Below are 22587 nucleotides of genomic sequence, written 5' to 3'. Positions count from 1 at the left end.
TTAAAACCTTCTTGATATAGATTTTTTACATGTAGCCAACAAGATAGCTGATATTAAAGTAAACGAATGAATCCCCAAATGCTCTGCGGCTTTCTTTACATTTAAATTAGACTTAACAAAATCATAATATAAATTATAATAGGATAATTTCCCTTTCAGGCCACACTTATAAAATTCAATTTGCTGATTTATGTAATATGCGGTACCTTTCGGACTTTTAGCAAATATATCCCTCATATTTTTTGTTAAACCATCTTCTAAATAATTACATATATATATTGTCTTATTAAACCATCTTATTTTATAACCTTCATAAGCCATCCGATTCCATACCGTAGCCTCTGTCATAAATTTTTCCCCTTCAAACTCATGAAACTTGTATTTCCTTAGTATATCGGTATAAAAGGCTTCAGCTTTATCTCCTGTTATATTGTATTTATTCCGTTCAAGTGAAGTTGCATCAACATATTCACCTTTAAACGTTGTTCCTAAAAAATCCTTACTGCTCCCTCCCCTATTACCAGAAACACCACAAAATAATTTTTTATCCTCCAAACTATTTTCCCATTCTACTATACTTTCTAATGCATCCTCCGTAACATGATCATCGGAATCTACGATAAAAAACATTTCTCCTTCAGCCAAATCAACACCCTTGTTAATTGCTCTATGTTTTCCTCCATTTTCAACTTTATAGTATCGTATGGAAAATGAATTTTCTTCTAATTTCCACACTTTAAATAATTCCTCTGTATTATCACTTGATCCATCATCAATGACTAACCATTCAAAATTTCTATACGTTTGCTCCTGTAATGATCTGTATAATTTCTCTATAATATATCCTCTGTTATACGTTGGGGTGAATACTGTTATTCTCATTTATAATCATCCTTTGTATGAACCTTGCTTACTTCTCATATAATCTATTACTTTCACCTTTTTATCCCATTTCCCCATAAAAAAAGCACCACAGATTTTACTCTACTGGCGGGAAATCATGTCTTACTTTATTCAACCAAAATTATTAACTTCCTAACATATCCATCTAATTTATAAAAACCTATCTTATACATTATTTATACTTAATTTTTATTTAAATATAAATTAATGCTCCTCATACAAAATCCTTGGGTAAAAGGCAGAATATTAAACAATGTAGAATATACTCCTATATCCTTTGTATCTCCTTGGGAAAATTCAACTGCCCCATCTTTTCTTGTAACTTGCATTAAATAATGCATAGCTCTCTCTACACTATCCATGCATTCACTTGAAATTTCATCTATCTTTGAAGCATTTAACATAAACCATCCAAGTGTAGCTGTAGCAGAAGAATCAGGCCTACTCTCATTTCTAGTTACAGTCCAATTCCAACTTCCATTATCTTGTTGAAAACTCATTGCAGTTTTCGCAAACCTTTTAACACTCTCCTCAAGTGATAATTTATATTTACTATCTTGGGGCAATTCATTCCAAGCATCTATAAGACCAATAGCAAACCAACCAAGACCTCTTCCCCATCCATATAATCCAAGAGGGACTTTATTCTCTATCTTGTAGACATGACATGGTAGCGAATGTTTATGTAACATTCCGTACTTTTCATACTCCCTAATTTGTTTCACTGCTAAATCTATACATTCTTCCTCGTTATATCTAGTACCATAACAAACTAAAAAGGGGCATATAAATCCTATAGTATCTACATATCTGTAGCTCTTCATAAACTTCCTATATTCTACTGTGCCGTCTTCACCTATATGATCTTTAATCATTTCCCATGTATAATCTAATGCCTTTTTATATTTGTTTATGTCGATATGATCCAATTTCATAATAGCGTAAGCGAGTATAGCTCCATCTATATGCTTAGGTTTTTCTAGCCATTGACCACTACTATCAAATTTTGAATTCAAAAATTTTTCAATCTCATATTTCATTTCCTTATCATCATTATGTCTTAAATACTCAGATAAACCTAATACTAATGATGCTTCTTGCCAATGTTGTATCGTACTTTTCGTATAATTTCCTTTCAGCATATCTAATACAACTAATCTTGTATTGTCTGTTACTTTTATTTTTGGTGTGTTTAGTAACCACTTAGACCCTTTTTTCGTTATAGTGTTATTCCATATGGATTTATCCTCATATCTCCCCATATGAATTCTCAGTACCCAATCTTTTATTACAGGTACTACATCTATGGTAATAATCATTAAAATAATAAAAATTACAATGCAACTCAAAATTTGAAATATCATCTTTATATTGCCCTTTCAATGTAAAAATAATTTAAATACTTATTTAACATATCCAACAGTACTACCTAATGCTTCTGACATTTTGGTACACATATCTAGCGTGATATTCTCACCTATTGTCTAGCTTTTATCATAACGATGTGCTGTCTCTAGATTTAATTTGTGCCTATTGATATAATCTTTTGTTTTCCCTATAATTTCCGCTGGATTTCCCCCAACAATATACCCTTCTGGAACTGATTTTGTTACTACACTTCCCGCAGCCACAATAGCATTTTTCCCTATTGTAATCCCAGGCATAATTAAGGCCCTTGCTCCTACAAATACATTGTCTTCTATTTTTATTTTCGCTATTTTTGTATAATCTAAATATCGTTTCGTACTGGCGTCATGTGCAAGGAGATATACTTGGGGGCAAATGTAACATTATCACCTATTTCTATTAGCCAACAATGAGCATAGTCAATTGTACTTTCAGCTAATCCACTACAATTTTTCCCTATCTTCATAACTCTTTGCACACACGCTTCTACTGTTAAATCTTCAAGGGATATGATTCCTAATTTTACCATTTAGGATTTTTTTACCCGACTAAACATAATGGCCTCCAATGGATGTATTATTTAACTTATTTTTAAATGCTACATTTAACCATTTATTAAGTTATACAAATGATCCACTTCATCTTCTGTCCCCAATTCTTCTTTCTTGAGATTATCGATAAACTTACTTCTTAACTTTTCTTCTCTTATTAATAACTCAAGATGATTTGCCACTGACATAGGGGTCATCTCTGCAATTACTCCATTGATATTATTTCTTATATGATTATTAGCTGTCTCAAAATTAGTAATTAATATTGGCTTTGCCAGTATTTTTGCCTCATCTATAGAAATAGATTTACCTTCATATCTGGATGTTTGCATATATATATCTGCTTGTTTTATGTATGGATATGGATTTTCTTTTACACCTAATAATTTTACTCTTTTCTCCAGTTTTTCTTCCTTTATAATTCTTTCAAGTTCTTCTCTTACGTTGCCTTCTCCAATCAAATACCATGTAAGATCGTACCCTTTTTTTATGAGTATATTAAATGCTTCTAAAGAGATATCTAATCCCTTTTCTTTAGCCAATCTTCCTACCGAAATTAATGATATACTTCTATCGTTCTCTTCTTTAAAATCAACTTTCTCTAATGACATTTTCCTTATCATTCTGGAAGAAACTATATTGTGTATACATCCAATTTTTTTTGCATGTTCAGGAAAATTTTCTTTTAAAATATTTACTAGTTCTTCTGATACAGTCACTATATGATCCAGTTTACCAAAATAAAATTTTTCTTTGCTATAATCAATCCCTAATTTGTTATAATCCGTGTGTATCCATCCAATCTTTTTTTTTGCTTTTACCTTGTCTACACAGAAATATATAGGGTTTTTTTCCTGGAATCCTATAGCTACATCGTATTCCTCATTGATTTTACCTATCGAGTTTGACATATATTTCCATATTTTTTGTTCAATTATAGCCCCATTTGTTTCTGTCTTAGCCAGATAACCTAATACCCCTCTAGAAAATATCGTTTTAAAATCTCCTATTTTTATTAATTCTGTAAAAGACTTTTTTATGGGCATATCAAAATATTTATATTTTATCGGTTCTGGTAATACAGTGACTTCTTTTGGTAACTTATTTATAAATATTCCTTCATGCTTAAATAAAAATAAATCTACTTTGTATTTAGAATAATCTATAACTTCCAATAAAGAAATTAGGGCTTTTTCAGCCCCACCACAATTTAGATTATTCATTATAAATAATATATTTTTTTTCATGAACTTCACCCATTATAGAATTTCATATAACTTATATATTTCTTCTTCCGTTCCTAATTTCTCTTTCGAAAGGTTACTTACTAATGTTTTCTTTAGTTTTATATCTTTTATAAGTCTCTCAATTCCTTCTGCAATAGCCTCTGGTTTCATGTCTACAATTAATCCATTTATCTCGTTGTCAATTTGATCTTTCGCAGTACTAAAATCAGTAACAAGTATAGGCTTATTCAATATTTTTGCCTCATCAATTGCTATAGATTTCCCTTCAAATTTAGATGTCTGTGCATAAATATCTGCTTGTTTTATATACGGGTAAGGATTAGATTTTAACCCTAACAATTTGAAATTATTTTCTAATTTATTTGCTTTTATCAAATTAGTCAGTTGTTCTCTTTCTTCCCCCTCACCTATAATATTCCACTTTATTTTGTATCCTTTATCTATTAATTTCTTACAGGATTCTATAGCCATTTCAAAGCCTTTTTGATAGTGCAACCTACCTATCGAAAGGATAATAATTTCATTATCTTGCTTAACATAAACATCCTTATTTTCTTGATTAGCCATTTTATGTATCATTGTCGGTGATACAATATTGTAAATAACACTTATTTCATCTTTTTGATTAGGAAATCTATTTTTTAGAATGTTGGCACACTCTTCCGATACTGTAACTATATTGTTTAGCTTTTTGAAGTACAAAACATCAAAGTTCGAATCCATTCCTAATTTATTATAATCAATGTGTACCCATCCTATTTTTTTATGTGCTTTCACCTTATCTACACAAAAATATGTAGCGGTTTTTTCTAAGAACCCTATAGTAGCATCATACTGTTTCTCAATTTCATTTAAAGACTTAGCAATATATTTCCAGCTGCATTGTTCCTTTATCGATGTATTTTTTCCTATTCTATTCTTCATAGTGAACATACATCTATTATATGCTAGTGATATTTCTCCTTTTAATAAAAATGCTTTGACCGATTTAAACAAAGGTAAAGTAAACGTCTTATATGCTTCTGGTATAGGCAAAATTTGTACATCTTTTGGTACAAATTCCATAAATATACCTTCATGGTTAAACAAAAATAAATCCACATTATATAACTGATAATCTATTTGGGATAGTAAATTTACCAGACTTTTTTCTCCACCACCAGCAGATAGACTAGGCATAACAAATAATAAATTTTTTTTCATAATATAACCTCGATTTACTTAGCTAATTCTTGTAAGTATTCTACCGCTTTATATGACATTCTTTTAATATTAGGCATAGTTTGCTCTAGTTTTCGTTTTAATTGATCTTCTTCTCTTACCATCTCATCGAATTTAGCTTTTAATTTATTACTATTAGATATTTCTTCTATATTTAAGACTAATTTCTCTTCTCCAAATAAGTCTTTAGCTATTCCCTTCGATTTTATACTGTATCCCAATACCATAGTTGGAACACAGTTTGAGTAAGCCGCTATCGTGGCATGTGTTCTAGCTCCTATAAAGAATCGCATCCTAGCTATATAGCCTTTATATTGTATTGCATTTAAATTGTTTGGTAATATAATTACCCTACCTGTATTTTTAAATTCCTCATAATATGTATGCAGAACCTCATAATCATTATTCCCATCCTGCATAACATGCGGTGTGAGGGCAATTGTTGAATCTGTAGTATCTAGTATATGATTAATTAAATCTCTTACCGCAACTTGTGAATCCTTATTTCTATTCCATACAAGTGGACTAAAATTAAGACCTATTGTATTTTCCTCTTGCCATCCTTTAGGTAATTCCAACTCTTCTTTCTCCATGGTAAATGCAGGATCTGCACACAATTTAACATTATTCAGTCCCTTGTTTTTCAACATATTATAGGTAAGAGTTTCACGAGCTAATATTAAATCAAACTGTTTTAAGTCACCTAACTTTCTCTCCGACATATCCTCTTCACCTATAGAACATCCCCATAACACTAACTTCTTTCCTGCTGCTTTTACTTTTTTATCTATTTCATACAATGCAGGCTGCTCCCCGTAACAATAATTATCTCCGCCTATAGATAAGCATACATCCATATTCTTTATATGTTTAATTATATTATCTTCCATTTTAGCTATTGCATAAGATTCATCATTAAACATTTTTACTTTAAGTAAAGCCATCCACCAATCATATGAGTACTTTGCTATACTCTTAGTAGAACCATCATATATTCCATCTAACTTTGTTATAATCCTATCTGTTTCAGGCTTACTTGATATCAAATATATCTTTGCTTCATCTACCTCTTCTTTTATGATATTAGTAGAGGAACGAACAATAGCCTCACACCCTCTATTCAGACTTCCGCCATGGGCAAACATCATGATTTTCATACTTAAACTCCCTCACTATTATTTATTTCTAAATCTACTGTAGGCTGTGACGCAATATAACCCAACCGTTGATTGTCTCTTTATTAAATTTATTATTAGCCGCTCATATCTTCCTAGCTTGCTATAAATTTCACTATAATATATAGGTAGTGCCTCTCTCACATGTTTATTTCGTATCATACTTTTTACGTATTTATACCGCTTACTGAAACTTACATCTTTAGACGGTGTAAAATAAACGTGTATATAGGACATTACACTATTAATAAACTTTATTGATTTTAATTGATCTATTTTTACTTTATTAAATTTATCAGTATATATTTTAGGCAATTCCATAGTATATACTTCTACAGCCCTCTGAAAGTAATCTCTTTTCGATATATTTCTAGTAGCACTACCAGCTACTTCCCTATAATGATAACCTGCATAATTGATATATTTCATACGGGTTGCAACACTAAAGAATTCAACGTTAAACATTCCATCTTCCCCCAATGCAATTCCATTTGGAAATTTAACGTCATTTTCCTTGATTACATTATTTCGATAAATCTTATTTACAACGGTATTCAAGTTATCTGCCTTCAGAAAATAAGGTAATAATTCTCGATCTATATAATCCCTTTTGAGAACAGTATCTATAGGAAATGGATATTTTGTAGTTACCTTATGCCCTTCTGTTTCACTCTCGAAATTTGATATAACTACATCACAATTACTTTCTTTTACCGAATTATATAACACCCTATACATATCTCTTTTTACAGAATCATCAGCATCAACAAATCCAACATATTCCCCAACCGCTAAATGTAAGCCCCTATTTCTAGCAACACTTACACCTTGATTTCTTTGATTGATAAGTATAATCCGGTCATCTAATTCCTTATACTTCTCAATTATTTCTCTGCTGTTATCTGTTGAACCATCATTAATAAATATAAACTCACACTCTTGAAGTGTTTGATTTAAAAGTGACTCTATGCACTGAGTGATATATTTTTCTACGTTATAAACTGGTATTATTACACTTACTTTTTGGCTCATGCCTAATCACACCTTTATGGGAAATCTCTTACGCCACTATCATAAATACACCTCTATTATTATCCCCTATACTTGATGTATGAATTGGTTAGGCGCTTATAAAGTGGAACTTTAATCATTGAGGATTTTCTTCATCCCCCAATGATTATTAGTTGAACCAATCGGGTTTTTACGGGCCGTTGATCTCCCACCTAACTTCTTTGTTTTTGCCGAATTTTGAGGTGGGGGTCTTACTGCCCGTTAATGCGGGATAATTTTATATAACTTATTTAATTCAGCGTTATTACTATAATCTCGATCTCGCAAATTATTGATTAATGTTTTCCTTAGCTCATCATCTCTATATAAATTTTCGATACCTTCGACTAACCCCTCTACACTTGAATCACATATAACGCCTTCAATTCCATCATCCAATTGACTGGCCGCAGTAGGATAATTAGTTATCAATATAGGCTTTTCAAGGATTTTAGCTTCCGTAACCGTAACTGCCTTTCCCTCATATCTGGACGGTTGAACGTATAAATCACATAACTTCATATACGGATATGGATTAGTTTGTTTGCCTAATAGTATAAAACTGTCTTCTAACTGTTGTTCCATTATCAGTTCTTTAAGGATAGATTCATCCGATCCGTATCCTATCACATACCATTTTATATTGTTTAATCCTTTATTATGTAATGCTTTAAGAGCTTGTATAGCAACATCAAACCCTTTCGCATATGACAACCTTCCAACCGATAAAATATTAAAGGTATCGTTATTTTTTTTATTAAAATTCACAGTGCTTTCAGCCATATTTCGAATAAATTGGGGTGAAGTAATATTTTCTATTTGTACAATTTTATTTTTTAGCGATGGATATACAGTTAAAAACGTCTTTGTACATTCGTCTGATATAGATGCTATGTAATCAAATTTATTCCACATAGAAAAATCAATTTTATTATCAATTTCTAGTGTGCTATAATCTGTATGAATCCAAGCAACCTTCCTATCAGCGCTGACATTATCAGCTAAAACATCGTGTGGCCATGCGTAACTAATCGCAACGTCATATTTTTTTTTCTGTTTAGGCAAAAAATATGCTGCATATTTTGACACAAGTTGCATCTGAATATATCCCGAACCTTCCTTTAACTGTCTCTTTTTTGATATTCTGCCTGCCATATACTTACTGATTATTCTTGTGATTACTGCCCCAAAATATCCTCCACGTATACATTGCACAATTGACTTCCTAAAGACGGTATATCCACCTATCTGTGGTAGTACGTTAACTTTATTAGGTACTAGATTTAAGAACTCTCCGCTATGATTAAAAATCAATAAATCTATGTTGTATGTATCATAGTCGAAGCTTTCCAACATATTAATTAGACTTCTCTCTATTCCACCTATCTCCATATCATAGATAGAGATTAAAACATTTTTTTTCATACGCTTCCTCACATTCATGTTTTGTTTTGATGTAAGTAAATGAAAGCAATCGTAGTATGTGAATTCATATGGAATAAACTTTTCATTAGCTGCTTAAACTAGTGCGATCAATACAGATATTCTCTCTTTTATTCACAAATAGCGTATTAGAAGGAATACGCCCTTTTACAACGCTTCCGGCAGCTATTACGGTATTATCGCCTATAACAGTATCCTTCAATATAACTACATTAGAACCAATCCAAACATTCTTCCCTATCTTTACTTCACCTTTTACCAGATGACCATCTGTAGGGTCTTTATAATTATGATCGTGGTCATTAATGCACACATTGGGTCCTATCTTTGTACCTCTTCCAATCGATATTCTATTTACACAGTTGATATTACAGTTATCATTAATAAACACTTTTTCTTCTATATCTAATACTCCGTCAAAATCCAGTCTCATGCTGGCATTCTTTCTTACAAATACAAACTTTCCAATATTAACTTTTGAACGCTTATTAAAGATCTCAATCTTGCTATTTGCTTGGAGAAAAAAGATTGAACACTTTATATTACGAAAATATATTACCTTATAGAAGGCACCTCTTAATGCACCAATTACATGTGAAATATTCATTAGTACAGTAAAGTACAGCCCTCTATTACGGCTTTCTGCAACTATTGTTTGAATAATTTTCTTGAATACATTAATCATGTGTATTCTCCTTAAAACCTTTTTTTCCTATTATGTACTTTCTTAGCCTAGCAATATTATTTCCACCTATTATTTTCGCTAAGATCAATTTTATATTACCCTTGATTCTTACTTTGGGCGGCAACCAACTTTTATAAAAATGATGCATTGCATATGTATTTTCAGTTATAAATTTTCTGCAATTGATATAATCATATGGAGAAAAATAAGTTTGTGGATAAAAGGCCCCCATACCGCTTATTTCTTGATATTCTCCATTTAATTTTAACCCTGCATTTTTTAGTATATTCGTTACAATAGCCACATTGGTTAATTCATCATGTTTTCCATCTTCTTTGATGAACTCTTTCCCTTCATATGAATCCAAAAATGTTTTAATTAACTTATTTCCTTTCATAGCCCCTATAGTACTTGTAGCTATATAATTTTCTTGTTCAAATCCCCAAAATGAATCATGATGAAGCATATTATCAAAAGGTTTAAATACCTCTACATCAGTATCTAAATAAATACCTCCAAACTTATAAAGAACATATACTCTTACATAATCACTTACAAATGCAAATTTTTTCGCATCATAGGCTTCTTTGACATATAGGTTACATTCTATGTCAAAATTTTTTTCATTCCACTCAATAATTTCATATTCTGGGAGGTTCCTCTTCCAGCTATCTATGCATTTTTGTACGATCTCAGGTTTCTCTCCACCACCAAACCAACAATAATGTATGATTGATGGAATTTTCCTCACGTTCTCCAATTGATACACTCTCCCCGATATGCTTAAATTTATACTTAAAAGTAGGGGTTACTTAAAAATCTATAAAGATATATATTTACTTGTATAAATGATACCTAAACTTATTACATTCTCATAAAAATAATAAATGAGATAACATAATAAAAGGCCGTAATATACAAACTTCCTATCCTTTTTAGAAAATAATACAACAATCCATGAAATTAAAATTAATTGATATAAACTGAAATAAATGGTAAATCTTGCAAATATCCAATTTTGCGTTGAAATAATCATAAACACTAAACCAATTAAAGACATGTTTACAATGTAATCACTTTTCGGAAAGACTTCTCTTAATTTTTCTCTGCCAAGATATGCAATAACTATTGGCACAGCACTAACTGCAACACGTAATACATTTGCTCCTCCCTCTGCAAAGTTCTTATAGTGTCCATACTGAGTTGATTCTAATGCCGAAAACAAAGCGGATGAGAATTGGTTAAAACCAATTACTATAATGACCGAAAAGAACAGCAATACATACGTATCCCAAGCCCAAGCCTTTCTCCTAACCAAAAAATAAATTGGGATTAAGATAAGCGCTGACTTATGAATCATAGCTGCTAAAAGTACAATTAAAATATATTTTTTCCAATTTCCATTAAAAATATATTTCGTGGCCAGAAAGACAATGGATGCTGCTAAAAATTGTCTGATTCCATTCATGGATACCAAATACATTCCACCTGTAATATATACAAATAAAGCTAATTCAAACATTCGGGAGTATTTATAAAGAGTTATTACAATTAATACATTTGTTACTAAAGCGACAAAAAATATCATGATCTGCGGATCTTTTGAGAAATGTTGCAGAAACATCTGTAAAATATCAAATCCAAAATCCCCTGAAAAATCAATATTGCTCCAACTGAATTCATTGTGGGCATAGGAATACATGTAAAAATAAGTATCACCAATATTATTTCTAAGTCCCGATACAATAACAAGAGATGCCATTGCCAAGAAACTAAGCATCTTATTTGGTTGAACCGGAACGATCCCGTTGCTCATGCTCTTTGCAGAATACCTTGCAAAAAAAGATAAAATGTAAACTACAAAAAGGTTTATCCATAATATAGTCATTCCATAACTCCTTCCACACAGCAAACAAGCAAGTAACTTAGACAAGCAAAGACACTGAAAAAATAGATATATTTATACATAAATATATCAACAGACTCATCAGCCAATGATTGCAACCTTAAACAGCAATTACCCGCATGTCTTTACCTTCCTAATGACGCTTCGAAATGGTTTTATTACTCGTATTCTGTATATAAAGATAGAGAAGAATCCCGAAAGGTATCGCCAAGAGAGTCGTACCCTTACATGGTGATTCTTTAAGAAAAGCATAATTTCTAATCATTAGATTACTCGATACATAATGTATGGATTCTCGAAATCTCTCCTTAAAAGAAGGAGCATACTTCATAGCAACCTTCCTGAAGAATAAAAACCCACGCGGATTTTTCTTATATTGTTTAATCATGTTCATGCTTGAACCATCATCTAAATATTCCACATGGCATAAGACTTCGTTCATAATAAGTAAAGGACATTGTTGATCAATTAAAATATACTTATAACTGAGCGGACAGTACTTTTCTCCTGAAAATATAGGATATGGCAAAGATTTTTTTGTCAATTCCGAACGATAAACTAGTTTCTTATCGCCTCTAACCCCATGAAGACCATACAAACCTGATAGTGTGGAAGCCTGAATATTAGATGGCATTTTTGTTCCAATGATCTCCCCATTCTGTTTCGCATCCAAACCGACTATTCCAGCAAACTTCTTACTTCCATGTGTCTTCCAAAATGAAGCAATCTTTTCAACTGCATCTTCAGCCATATAATCATCCGAGTCTATACAAACATTTAGCTCTGTATCAATTAATTCATAAGCGGTATTGTGTGCTCCGTGCATACCTTGATTTTCTTGGTAATGATAACGAATGGGAACGACATCTTCTGCAATCCAAGTATCTATAAGTTCCTTTGTGTTATCAGTAGAGCCATCATCAATAATTAACCAAATAAAATCTTTACATTTTTGTCTCTTTAAACTTTCGTAACATAAATGAAGGGTATATGCACGATTATATGTAGGCGTAAAAATGGTTAAGAGTTGTGTCATTGCAACCCCTCCTGCATCAAATTTTTATTATTTATAGGCATGTGCATAATAGTAATCTGTCAGCCAATTTGCCATAGTAGCCGTATCATAGCCCTTATTTTGCATGACATTTGTTGTATCCTCATGCTCTAATGATAAGGAAAGAATTGAATCTGCCCATAATTCCGTTGAACTCTTTAAGCTCATGAATTTCATTCGACCAGTCAAGTTAGATTCACTAGTAATTGCATCAGACACCACACAATTTAAACCAGCAGCCTGTGCTTCCACTAGTACAACTGGCAAGCCTTCAAAAAGCGATGGAAATAGAAAAACATCAAATCCTTGCATCAATTGCGGGATATCAGTTCTAGTTCCTAGAAATCTGACTTTAGAAGACAATCCTAAGTCAGCGACTTTTTTTTCAATGCTTGCATGTAGAGTACCCTCTCCTATGAGAACCAGTATGGATTCTGGGTTCTTTTTATGTACAGCATGGAAAATATCTATTAAAAATTCATGATTTTTTTGCTTATTGAATCTTCCTACATGCCCGATAACTAACGTATTATCGTTTGCTCCAATTTCTTCTCTTACCTTATTTCTGTTACTTTCGTTATATTTAAATTCTGCAGCATTCACTGCGTTATTTAGAACTTTTACTTCATTAGAGTTTGCTCTTTTCTTCCCAAACAACCATTCCCCTGCTTTTTTTGAACATGCAAAATATGCAGTCGGATTTTCTTTCATTGTGAATCGTGCATATAATCGAAAAGGAAGTTTTATGTCGATACCTAAATCACTCAAATGACTGTGAGCAATACGGCACGGAACACCTGCATTTTTTGCTGCTCTTAATACAAAACTACTGTTCTCATTGATATGGGAATGTACTACTTTATACTCAGGATTAGTAGCAAAGAACTCATTGAGCAATTTAAAGTAACGTCGATAATTTCCAGGGCGTATCTGTGGCATTCGATAAATTTTTCCACCAAGCTCCTCAATTTCATCATCATAATGTCCCTTATCTGTTCTATGTACCATAAAATCAAATTGAATCTTACTGCGATCTATTCTTCGATAATAATTCATCAACATAGTTTCAAGCCCGCCACGATTCATGACGGTAACTACTTGAAGTATACGAATAGGTTTCAAGAGTACCACCCCTATCTAATCATCTTTCTGAGTGAATCTATTGCCACTAACATGAAATAATATCCTGCAGTAAATCTGTATTTTACACAAAAGTAAAACGCCTTCCAAACAATCGGAAAGTAATTCATTTCTAATTGTTTAAAAGAACGTTTTATACGATTATCATTCAGTATTTTACTTAATATATTAAATTTCGTTAATGGAGATACACGATTACTTTTACTGATTGTATTCAGACCAAGTCCGAGCGTATTAAGACAAATACGATTATTTAAAGCTAATTGGAAATTCCCTGATAGCCCCTTATCTTTTAAAAATCTCTCGATGATGTCATACAGGTTAAACCATTGGTTCATCAATTCCGATTTATAATTAGATGTCACCGAAGCCGTATTTGTTTTCCAATAATGATAAAATGGCTCGTTTAAGAAAACAAAATGATCTATATAATAAAACACCTGTATATTAAATAATGAATCTTCATTTGTACCAATATAACTCAAATCCACAAACTGAATAGCATTTTCTTTAATAACCGCAGAACGATAAAGCTTTGACCAAACAGTGCCCCACGCATCTAAGAATTCTGGATTTCCCATTTCTTCATTTATAGGACCGATTAAACGTCTCATTACATTTGCTTTAATTTCTTCGCCTTCATAACAAATTTTTTCAGGAAGATCAAATTTCTTCTCTTTTGAATGACTTCCAAATTCACGAGTATATGTACACATAACAACGTCTGCTTTACCTTGAACTGCTTCCTTATACAAGGTTTCATACATTTCCATGTCTATCCAATCATCCGGATCAACAAACCCAATATATTCCCCGCTCGCAGTTTGTATACCTGCATTTCTTGCTGAAGAAACACCACCATTTTCTTTTTCAATCACTATAATCCTTTTATCTTTCTTTGCATACTCATTAAGTATATTTGCACTCTTATCTGTTGAGCCATCGTTTACCACGATGATTTCGATATCTTCAAGTGTTTGTGATATTAAGCTGTTTAAACATCTTCCTAATAAATTTTCAACATTATAGACAGGAACTATTATACTTACTTTCGGCTTCATCCGTTTCCTCCAGAATATATTTCCCATAAATAGAACTCAATTCCGATTTAACTTGAATAATCGAATATTTATGTACTTTCCGCTTACTTTCAATACCCATTTTTACAAGTAATTCCTTTGACTTGCTCATCTCTACTACTTTTAAAGCAAACACTTGAGCATCTTGATTGGAAATGATATGACCATTTACTTCATCTTCTACAAGCTCCAAATGTCCCCTATTCTCACTTGCAATTATTGGCAACCCACAAGCCATTGCCTCCATAATATTAACCGGTAAACCTTCGCGAAGACTCGATGCAACCGCAATATCGCAGGCTGGTAAAAATTTCGGGATATCATTCCGATAACCAAGAAAGTCCACCATTTCATATACGCCAATTTGTTTGGCCAAGTCTTTACAATCCTCTAGTAAGGGACCGTTTCCAGCTAATAGGAGCTTTGCGTTTGGGACAATATCCTTTATTAAAGCCAATGACCGAATCAAAAATTGTTGATTTTTATTTTTATTAAACTCAGCCGCATAGAACATCAAGAAATCATTAGGTTTATATCCCATCTCACTCCTTATACAAAGCTTTTGAATCTCATCAACTGGTTTAAAGTATTCTGTATCTACTCCCACTCCGTGAACCTGTTCAATTTTAACTGCTTTGAAACGCCGCTGAACAGCCAGATTATAATCCTCTTGATTTATTGTTATCAGGCAGTCTGTGTAATTTGCCATTATTTTTTCAATGGGATAATATAATAACCAATTTATAAGCGGGGCACCTTTACAAAAATGGAACCCGTGAGCAGTATATAAAACCTTCGTTCCATATTTCCTAGCATTTCTTGCCGCTAAACGTGTAATCACGCCCCCCATTGGTGTATGGCAATGAATAATTTTGTATCCATTTTCATTAATAATAGCTTTCAATTCTTTATAAGCCTTAATATTTTTGAACTGCAAAGGTGATCTTTGGATAGAAATTTCATACTTCTTATCCACGTAGGGAAGTTCCATGTTGCCAGCAGCAGCAACATGAACTTCCCACCCTTGTTCTTTAAACCATTTCATATACGGCAAGTGAAAAGCTTTAAAATGAAAATCAACTGTTGCACAGAATAATACTTTATTTCTCACATATATCACCCTACACTCGTTATAATCTGTCTAACCAACTTGCACATACTTCATTTTTCTAAATAATAAAATGCGTATCTACGCACACGTACTCAAATTGACATTCATACTATATTTTGCAGAACTATACGACTATTTGCCAATTTCAATAGCTCTTCTCTTAATTCTGATTTCTCAATATTATGATATGTTTGAATAATTTCTTCGATTTCTTTTATGTAAAGATCAGACCTTTTACCTATATAAATTTTAGGATGGATTTGTTGCTCATGTACTTCCTCTTTTTTCAACAACTCTTCAAAAAGCTTCTCTCCAGGTCTCATTCCAGTGAACTTTATTTGTATCTCATCTAATGAATGTCCAGATAATGTAATTAAGTTTTTCGCAAGATCCACTATTTTGACAGGATCACCCATATCCAAAATGAATATCTCCCCACCTTTAGCTAATGCCCCGGCTTGTATTACAAGTTTAGATGCCTCTGGAATTGTCATAAAGTAACGAATCATTTTTGGATCAGTGACAGTCACTGGTCCCCCTTGCTTAATTTGCTTTTTGAACAGTGGTATAACACTACCACGGCTCCCTAATACATTTCCAAATCGTACAGCCACAAATTTCGTACTACTTGTTTTATCTAAGTTTTGGATTACCATTTCAGCAAGCCTTTTTGTCGCTCCCATTACACTCGTAGGATTCACAGCTTTATCTGTAGAAATCATTACAAACGTCTCAACGCCATGCCAACTTGCTGCTTTTGCTACGTTTGTTGTCCCAATCAAATTATTTTTTACCGCTTCTTCAGGATTACGTTCCATTAAGGGTACATGCTTATGTGCAGCAGCGTGATAAACAACTTGAGGATGATATTGACTCATGACTGACATCATTTTCATATCATCCTGTACATCAGCAATTTCTGTAGTAAAGATAATATCGGTGTCACTGTATAGCTCTTTTAATTCCATTTCAATAGAATAGATACTATTTTCCCCATGGCCTAATAAAACCAATTGTTTTGGATTAAATTTTGCGATTTGACGACAAATTTCAGATCCAATTGAACCACCGGCACCAGTTACCAAAATAACTTTATCAGTAATGAAACCTGAAATACTTTCAATATCTAATTCAACAGGTTCACGCCCTAATAAATCTTCTACCTGAACATCACGAAATTCATTTACTGAAACCTTCCCAGTCATTAAATCCTCTAACCTTGGGAGAATTTGTGTTTTTATTTTTGTCTTGGAACATTCTTGGAAAATCGTATTTAATGCTTTCTTGCTAAGCGACGGAATTGCTATTATGATATTATCAATATCTAATTGCTGAACAGCAGATTCAATACGTTTAACCCCTCCGATTACTGGTACCCCAAGAATATCCAATCCATGTTTCTTTATATTGTCATCGATGAAGGCAACAGGCAGTAATTCTGTTTCATTATTATTCAAAAGCTGTCGTACAACCATTGCTCCCGCAGAACCTGCCCCAATAATCATTGTTCTTTTTTTGTCGTCACCCTTTTTAATATATGCATCTCTAAATATTCGCCATAGAAAGCGTGATCCTCCAATCAGTAAAACATGAATCATCCACGTTACAACAAGCAGACGGAAATAAATATCATGGAGCAATATCTGTTGTACTACTGCTGTTGTGATAACAGAAAGTGTAACTGCTTTCAAAACAATGAATAGTTCGCCTATACTTGCATACTCCCATGCTTTTTTATATAACTTATAAATAAAAGAAAAAACATGATGGCTAAGAAGCAAGGTCAGTGCACTTACTACAATAGGCAATGTTATGACATGGAAATCAGCACTTACTAAAAAGCGACTAAAGAAAATCGTGGTTAATACAATTAAGGAATCTATTAAAATTAATAGAAACAACCTTTGATGATACGTCATAATAAGCCCCTCTCTCAATTTTTTGCAACTGATATTTTTATTTATATATACCCAACTAAAGATTTAATGAAGGAAATAAATGAATAACTAATACAAAGTTCCTGTCTACAAGATCCTTCAAAAAGACTTTCTAGACAGAAACTTCAAATAAATACGGGCATTTAACCCTCCCTCACATCACGCTCTTGACGACTAACGTCTAAGGTCTTTTAACCCACAGCATAATCGAGTGCCTCCATTGATAGCGGTAAGGAGACATCACCGTACCCTATACTTTTTTTTATAGGTGACCTTTCATTCTCTACCGAAGAATGTCCTTCCTCCTTACCCCATGGGCTAAAAAGTACTGTACGAGCATCTCCCGCATAACTGATTTGAATAAATCTCTTATACCTTTTTATTCAAAATAGCTCCTAGAAACCTACTGTTGCTTAAACCTAACACTCTTTCTGCTTCAACTACTGCTTCACTAGCAGTTTTATTGCAATTTAATACCAACAATACACCATCACACTGACTAGCTAGTATACTCGTGTCTGTTACTTCCAGAAGAGGTGAAGAATCAAATAAAATAACGTCATATTGTTCGATTACTTTGTTAATTAAATCTTGCATGGATGGTAAGCTAAGCAGCTCAGCCGGATTATTAACTTCAGAACCACTTGTTAAAACATGCACATTTTTGATTTTCGTCTGAATTACCGCCTTCTCTAGCGTTACTTTCCCCTCTAGAACATTTGTTAATCCCGATCTATTTTCTATTCCAAAAATTTTATGTAATTCTGAAGTTCTTAAATCCGCATCAATGACTAAGACCTTTTCATCCTGCTGGGCCATAGAAACCGCCAAATTTGCCACAGTAATGGTTTTCCCTTCCCCATATCCAGGAGAAGTAATTATTATAGTTCTTTTTTTATCTGCTTCAGATACAAACTGAAGATTAGTACGAATTGTTCGATATTCCTCAGCAACCTTCGAATTCGGAGCTGTATGCGCAATCAAATTACTATTATCAAGAGGACGACTTTGTTTTTTATTAAGAATCAAATGTTTTTCCTCCTACCATTACACTTTCTTTCTTACTGTTTTGATCTACTATGTTATTTTTTTTCATTTGGGAAACACTTCCCAAAATAGGGATCGGTAGTAACTTCTCAATATCACGTTCGGATTTAATTGTTTCATCAAGGGAATCTAATAAGAAAACGATCCCTATACTCAATATAAATGCGACAGCCATGGCCAGCTCTATCGTACCTGCATGATTTAAATTTATTGGTGAAGGATTTCCTTTTTCGTTCGCTTCTGTTAAGACACGAACACCTCCAAAATTCATAACAGATTTTACTTCTTCTTTATAAACATTTGCTGTAACATTAGCAATTTGAGCAGCCTGTACTGGATTAGTATCTACAGCTGTTATAGTGATAACCTGCGATTCTTCTACCTTTCCAACATTTATCTGCCCGCTTAATGCGCCTGCTGATTTTTTCAAATTTAGTTGCTGAACTACTTTTTCTAAAACAACAGGTTCTTTAATCATCACTTTAAGTGTACCCATTGTTTCAGCATTTGCCGGAATAAGGATCCTTGCGGAAGACGAATATAAAGGCGTTTTCATAAAAAAACTGTATATCCCACCAACGAATCCGGCCAATAGTGTGATTACTGCGATAATCCAAAATCTTCTTTTTATAACATTAAACAAACTTTTTAAATTTATTTCCTTCTCCATACTTCCCCTCCACTATTATTTAATTAAAAATGAAGTTAAATATATATTGAACAACATCATTTATTTTACATTTGAATATATTTACAAATCACCATCCAAATATACATATTTTCAATTATTTAAAAATGTACAAAATCACTTCTAATTTTTATTACAATGACTGACCCTAAAGCATGAATAACTCCTCAAAAATTCCTTCGTATTGTTACATTATTTCATGTCACAATACGAAGGAATTAGTGTTAGTATCATCCACATAGAACATTGCACAGTCTTTTAAACAAATCCTTACCCTATAAGGTTTTAACAATATACCTATGTATATTTACTTTTCATAGTCAGGGAAAATGAATCAAAATTGTACATATTTATCCCAGCGTTAACACGTATATTTAAATTAATATTTATATATATTCAATGTAATTTAATGCAAGATAAGAAAATTGAACTTTTCAAGTATAGATTTAATTAATAAAAACAAATGTTTTGTTTTGTTAATCATAATATACTCATGTATTATTCATTTTAGTTCTTGATAATACCCTCGTCAATATAAATTTATACGTCCACTTCACTCTCTCCCCAGAATATTACATTCAATTATCTTCATATAAATTCACACACAATCTCATAAATAATTGTTTCAAGGAAGTAAAGATCATATAGTCATATGCATATTACCCAATTAAAAATTAGTTACAAACCTTTTCGTTTTCTACTAACTTCTTCATATGATCTAATAGCTCTTTCTTTAGCTCTTCATGTTGCAGTGCCATTTCAATAGTTGTTTGAATGAAACCAAGCTTTTCTCCAACATCATAGCGTTTTCCTTCAAAATCATATGCGAATACACGTTGAATTTCATTTAAACGTTGAATCGCATCTGTTAATTGAATTTCTCCACCAGCTCCTGTTTGTTGATCTTCTAAGAACGTAAAGATTTCTGGTGTTAACACATAACGTCCCATAATTGCTAAATTAGATGGCGCTGTTCCTTTAGCAGGTTTTTCAACAAACTTACTCACTTGATAACTTCTATCCTTCTGCTCTAACGGATCAATAATACCATAGCGATGTGTTTCATTCTCTGGAACAGCTTGAACACCAATTACTGATGATTGTGTATTCTCATATTGATTCATTAATTGGCGTAAACACGGCGTATCCGCTTGAACAATATCATCACCAAGTAGTACCGCAAACGGCTCATTTCCAATAAATTTACGAGCACACCAAACAGCATGCCCTAGACCTTTCGGCTCTTTTTGGCGGATATAATGAATATTGATTTTTGAAGACTCTTGTACTTTTTCAAGGATTTCATATTTCCCTTTTGAAAGTAAGTTTTGTTCTAACTCAAAAGAATGATCGAAATGGTCTTCAATTGCACGTTTTCCTTTTCCCGTTACAATAATGATATCTTCAATGCCAGACTCAATTGCCTCTTCCACAATATATTGAATTGTTGGTTTATCAACAATCGGTAACATTTCTTTCGGCATTGCTTTCGTTACTGGTAAGAATCGAGTTCCTAATCCTGCAGCTGGAATAATAGCTTTTCTTATTTTTTTCAATGGTAATCCTCCTAGTAATCTAAAACATATTTATATAAACCATAAAATTTAACCGTTATAAAAAACATCAAATAATTGAATTACACTCGATGTGGAATAATTTATCCATATATACCTTGTTTTAATTTTATGATTTTTGCCTATTCATATTTCACACATTATTATTCTATGAATGCAGATATTACTAATACAGAATCAATAAAGTATTATATTGATATCTCTGATAATACCTTACCATTCTTTTTTAACTTCTTTTGTACTTGCTCTTCTAAAATATTTTCCCACTTGTCACCAACGACATTAAAAGTGTATCTTTCAACATTCTCTTTAGCCTTACGGCCATACTCTTTTCTTAATTCTTCAGATTCCATTAAAGTCATTAATGAATTGGCAAGTTCATCAATATTTCCTTCCTCTACAAGCAATCCATCTTCTTTATTTTTAATTATTTCAACAGGACCTGTACAAGCAAAACTTACACACGGAACTCCTACTGACATAGCTTCAATGATAACCATCCCAAAAGGTTCGTATCTAGAACTTAAAACATAAATTGATGAATTAAGCATTTCACCAATAATATCATTCGTTTTTGGCATTAGAAAAATATTATTATAAGCTTTATAATCAAAAATTTGTTGTCGAAGGAGTTGTTCATCTTCCCCCGAACCAAATATTTTCAGCTTCCAATCTGGATATTTCCCTATAACTTTAGCGAATGCAGGGACTAAAAGGTCAAAACCTTTCTGAGGCACATACCTACCCGCCGCAATCACTACTTTTTTATCCAATTCAGCTGTTTCCTCAGGGATTGCTGTAGCATTTTCTACTTTATATAACTTTACCCCAGTTCCTTTTAAGAGCGATTGATAGTCGTTAATTTCCGAATCTGTTAGGCATGTTAAAGCATCTAATTTCCCATAATATTTTTCAATTTTATTTTGTAAACATTTTTCATGGCCACCAAAATACTTATGTTCTTGACCAATCTTGATTACATTATTACTTACAAACCTAGCTGCTAAGATATTAAATGATGGTATTGTTGTAATTAAGATACCTTCATTAATTTTTCTTAGTGCAGCAATAATTTTAAAGTCAACAAAAAGATTGAACATGTGATATAAATCTTCACTTTTATCTATGAAAAAACTAGGCATTTTCAATAAAATTTTCTTTATTACTTTCTGATAAAGAGGTGTGTTTCTTCCGAATAGTTTTCCTCTTCTAGCATCAAAAATAGGAGTAAGCTTTACTTTTTTATCAATATCAAACATCGGTTTTGCACTCGTTCTCCTAACACTAACAATCTCTACATCATAGTTTTGAGAGGCAAAATAGTTAGCAGTATTCACAACTGTCCTTACAGTTCCTCCCATTCCGTAAA

General features: G+C 32.4%; 21 protein-coding genes. All 21 read right to left on the bottom strand.

Annotated features, from left to right (window positions below):
* Window positions 1-882 carry a glycosyltransferase family 2 protein gene (locus tag BLV40_RS23250; protein WP_026591912.1) on the bottom strand — a complete coding sequence of 294 codons (882 nt, stop codon included), beginning with the start codon at window positions 880-882 and terminating at the stop codon, window positions 1-3.
* A gap of 203 nt (window positions 883-1085) precedes the next feature.
* Complete coding sequence (locus BLV40_RS23245; protein ID WP_026591911.1) at window positions 1086-2267, bottom strand: glycoside hydrolase family 88 protein; 1182 nt, start codon at window positions 2265-2267, stop codon at window positions 1086-1088.
* A gap of 120 nt (window positions 2268-2387) precedes the next feature.
* Window positions 2388-2567, bottom strand: a complete 180-nt coding sequence (locus BLV40_RS29470; RefSeq protein WP_244525448.1) for an acyltransferase — start codon at window positions 2565-2567, stop codon at window positions 2388-2390.
* Between the two features lie 65 nt (window positions 2568-2632).
* Window positions 2633-2839: a hypothetical protein gene (locus BLV40_RS29465; RefSeq protein WP_244525447.1), complete on the bottom strand. Its 207-nt coding sequence runs from the start codon at window positions 2837-2839 to the stop codon at window positions 2633-2635.
* A gap of 75 nt (window positions 2840-2914) precedes the next feature.
* Window positions 2915-4108, bottom strand: coding sequence for a glycosyltransferase (locus tag BLV40_RS23235; protein ID WP_090694355.1), 1194 nt, complete (start codon window positions 4106-4108; stop codon window positions 2915-2917).
* A gap of 12 nt (window positions 4109-4120) precedes the next feature.
* Entirely contained in the window at window positions 4121-5311 is a 1191-nt protein-coding gene (locus BLV40_RS23230) for a glycosyltransferase (RefSeq protein ID WP_026591909.1), read from the bottom strand.
* Window positions 5312-5325: 14 nt separating this feature from the next.
* Complete coding sequence (locus tag BLV40_RS23225) at window positions 5326-6486, bottom strand: polysaccharide pyruvyl transferase family protein (protein WP_090694352.1); 1161 nt, start codon at window positions 6484-6486, stop codon at window positions 5326-5328.
* An 18-nt stretch (window positions 6487-6504) separates the two neighbouring features.
* Complete coding sequence (locus BLV40_RS23220; protein WP_090694348.1) at window positions 6505-7536, bottom strand: glycosyltransferase; 1032 nt, start codon at window positions 7534-7536, stop codon at window positions 6505-6507.
* A 240-nt stretch (window positions 7537-7776) separates the two neighbouring features.
* Window positions 7777-8979: a glycosyltransferase gene (locus tag BLV40_RS23210; protein ID WP_026591906.1), complete on the bottom strand. Its 1203-nt coding sequence runs from the start codon at window positions 8977-8979 to the stop codon at window positions 7777-7779.
* 85 nt (window positions 8980-9064) lie between these two features.
* On the bottom strand, window positions 9065-9682 hold the full coding sequence (locus tag BLV40_RS23205) for an acyltransferase (protein WP_090694346.1): 618 nt from the start codon (window positions 9680-9682) through the stop codon (window positions 9065-9067).
* Entirely contained in the window at window positions 9675-10442 is a 768-nt protein-coding gene (locus tag BLV40_RS23200; RefSeq protein ID WP_026591904.1) for a glycosyltransferase family 32 protein, read from the bottom strand. The genes BLV40_RS23205 and BLV40_RS23200 overlap by 8 nt, the downstream gene beginning before the upstream one ends.
* A gap of 60 nt (window positions 10443-10502) precedes the next feature.
* Entirely contained in the window at window positions 10503-11570 is a 1068-nt protein-coding gene (locus tag BLV40_RS23195; RefSeq protein WP_026591903.1) for an EpsG family protein, read from the bottom strand.
* 151 nt (window positions 11571-11721) lie between these two features.
* Entirely contained in the window at window positions 11722-12624 is a 903-nt protein-coding gene (locus tag BLV40_RS23190) for a glycosyltransferase family 2 protein (RefSeq protein WP_026591902.1), read from the bottom strand.
* Window positions 12625-12651: 27 nt separating this feature from the next.
* The gene (locus tag BLV40_RS23185) at window positions 12652-13764 is read right to left on the bottom strand and encodes a glycosyltransferase family 1 protein (RefSeq protein WP_090694342.1); all 1113 of its coding nucleotides are present in this window, start codon (window positions 13762-13764) and stop codon (window positions 12652-12654) included.
* Window positions 13765-13775: 11 nt separating this feature from the next.
* Window positions 13776-14843, bottom strand: a complete 1068-nt coding sequence (locus tag BLV40_RS23180; RefSeq protein WP_026591900.1) for a glycosyltransferase — start codon at window positions 14841-14843, stop codon at window positions 13776-13778.
* On the bottom strand, window positions 14806-15972 hold the full coding sequence (locus tag BLV40_RS23175) for a glycosyltransferase family 4 protein (RefSeq protein WP_090694339.1): 1167 nt from the start codon (window positions 15970-15972) through the stop codon (window positions 14806-14808). Before BLV40_RS23175 ends, BLV40_RS23180 begins: the two co-directional genes overlap by 38 nt.
* Window positions 15973-16076: 104 nt before the next feature.
* The gene (locus BLV40_RS23170) at window positions 16077-17891 is read right to left on the bottom strand and encodes a polysaccharide biosynthesis protein (protein ID WP_090694336.1); all 1815 of its coding nucleotides are present in this window, start codon (window positions 17889-17891) and stop codon (window positions 16077-16079) included.
* Between the two features lie 387 nt (window positions 17892-18278).
* Window positions 18279-18938 (bottom strand): CpsD/CapB family tyrosine-protein kinase, encoded by a 660-nt coding sequence (locus BLV40_RS23165; protein WP_090694332.1) that lies wholly within the window; start codon window positions 18936-18938, stop codon window positions 18279-18281.
* The gene (locus BLV40_RS23160; RefSeq protein WP_026591896.1) at window positions 18928-19626 is read right to left on the bottom strand and encodes a YveK family protein; all 699 of its coding nucleotides are present in this window, start codon (window positions 19624-19626) and stop codon (window positions 18928-18930) included. Before BLV40_RS23160 ends, BLV40_RS23165 begins: the two co-directional genes overlap by 11 nt.
* A 692-nt stretch (window positions 19627-20318) precedes the next feature.
* On the bottom strand, window positions 20319-21200 hold the full coding sequence (gene galU / locus BLV40_RS23155; RefSeq protein WP_026591895.1) for a UTP--glucose-1-phosphate uridylyltransferase GalU: 882 nt from the start codon (window positions 21198-21200) through the stop codon (window positions 20319-20321).
* Window positions 21201-21406: 206 nt separating this feature from the next.
* Window positions 21407-22579, bottom strand: a complete 1173-nt coding sequence (locus BLV40_RS23150; protein WP_244525445.1) for a glycosyltransferase family 4 protein — start codon at window positions 22577-22579, stop codon at window positions 21407-21409.
* Between the last annotated feature and the right edge of the window lie 8 nt (window positions 22580-22587).

The organism is Bacillus sp. 166amftsu (assembly GCF_900107445.1).
In the GTDB taxonomy this organism is placed as follows: domain Bacteria; phylum Bacillota; class Bacilli; order Bacillales; family Bacillaceae_G; genus Bacillus_A; species Bacillus_A arachidis.
Note: the sequence above shows the minus strand (reverse complement) of the source record. Positions and strands in the feature narration are given on the sequence as shown.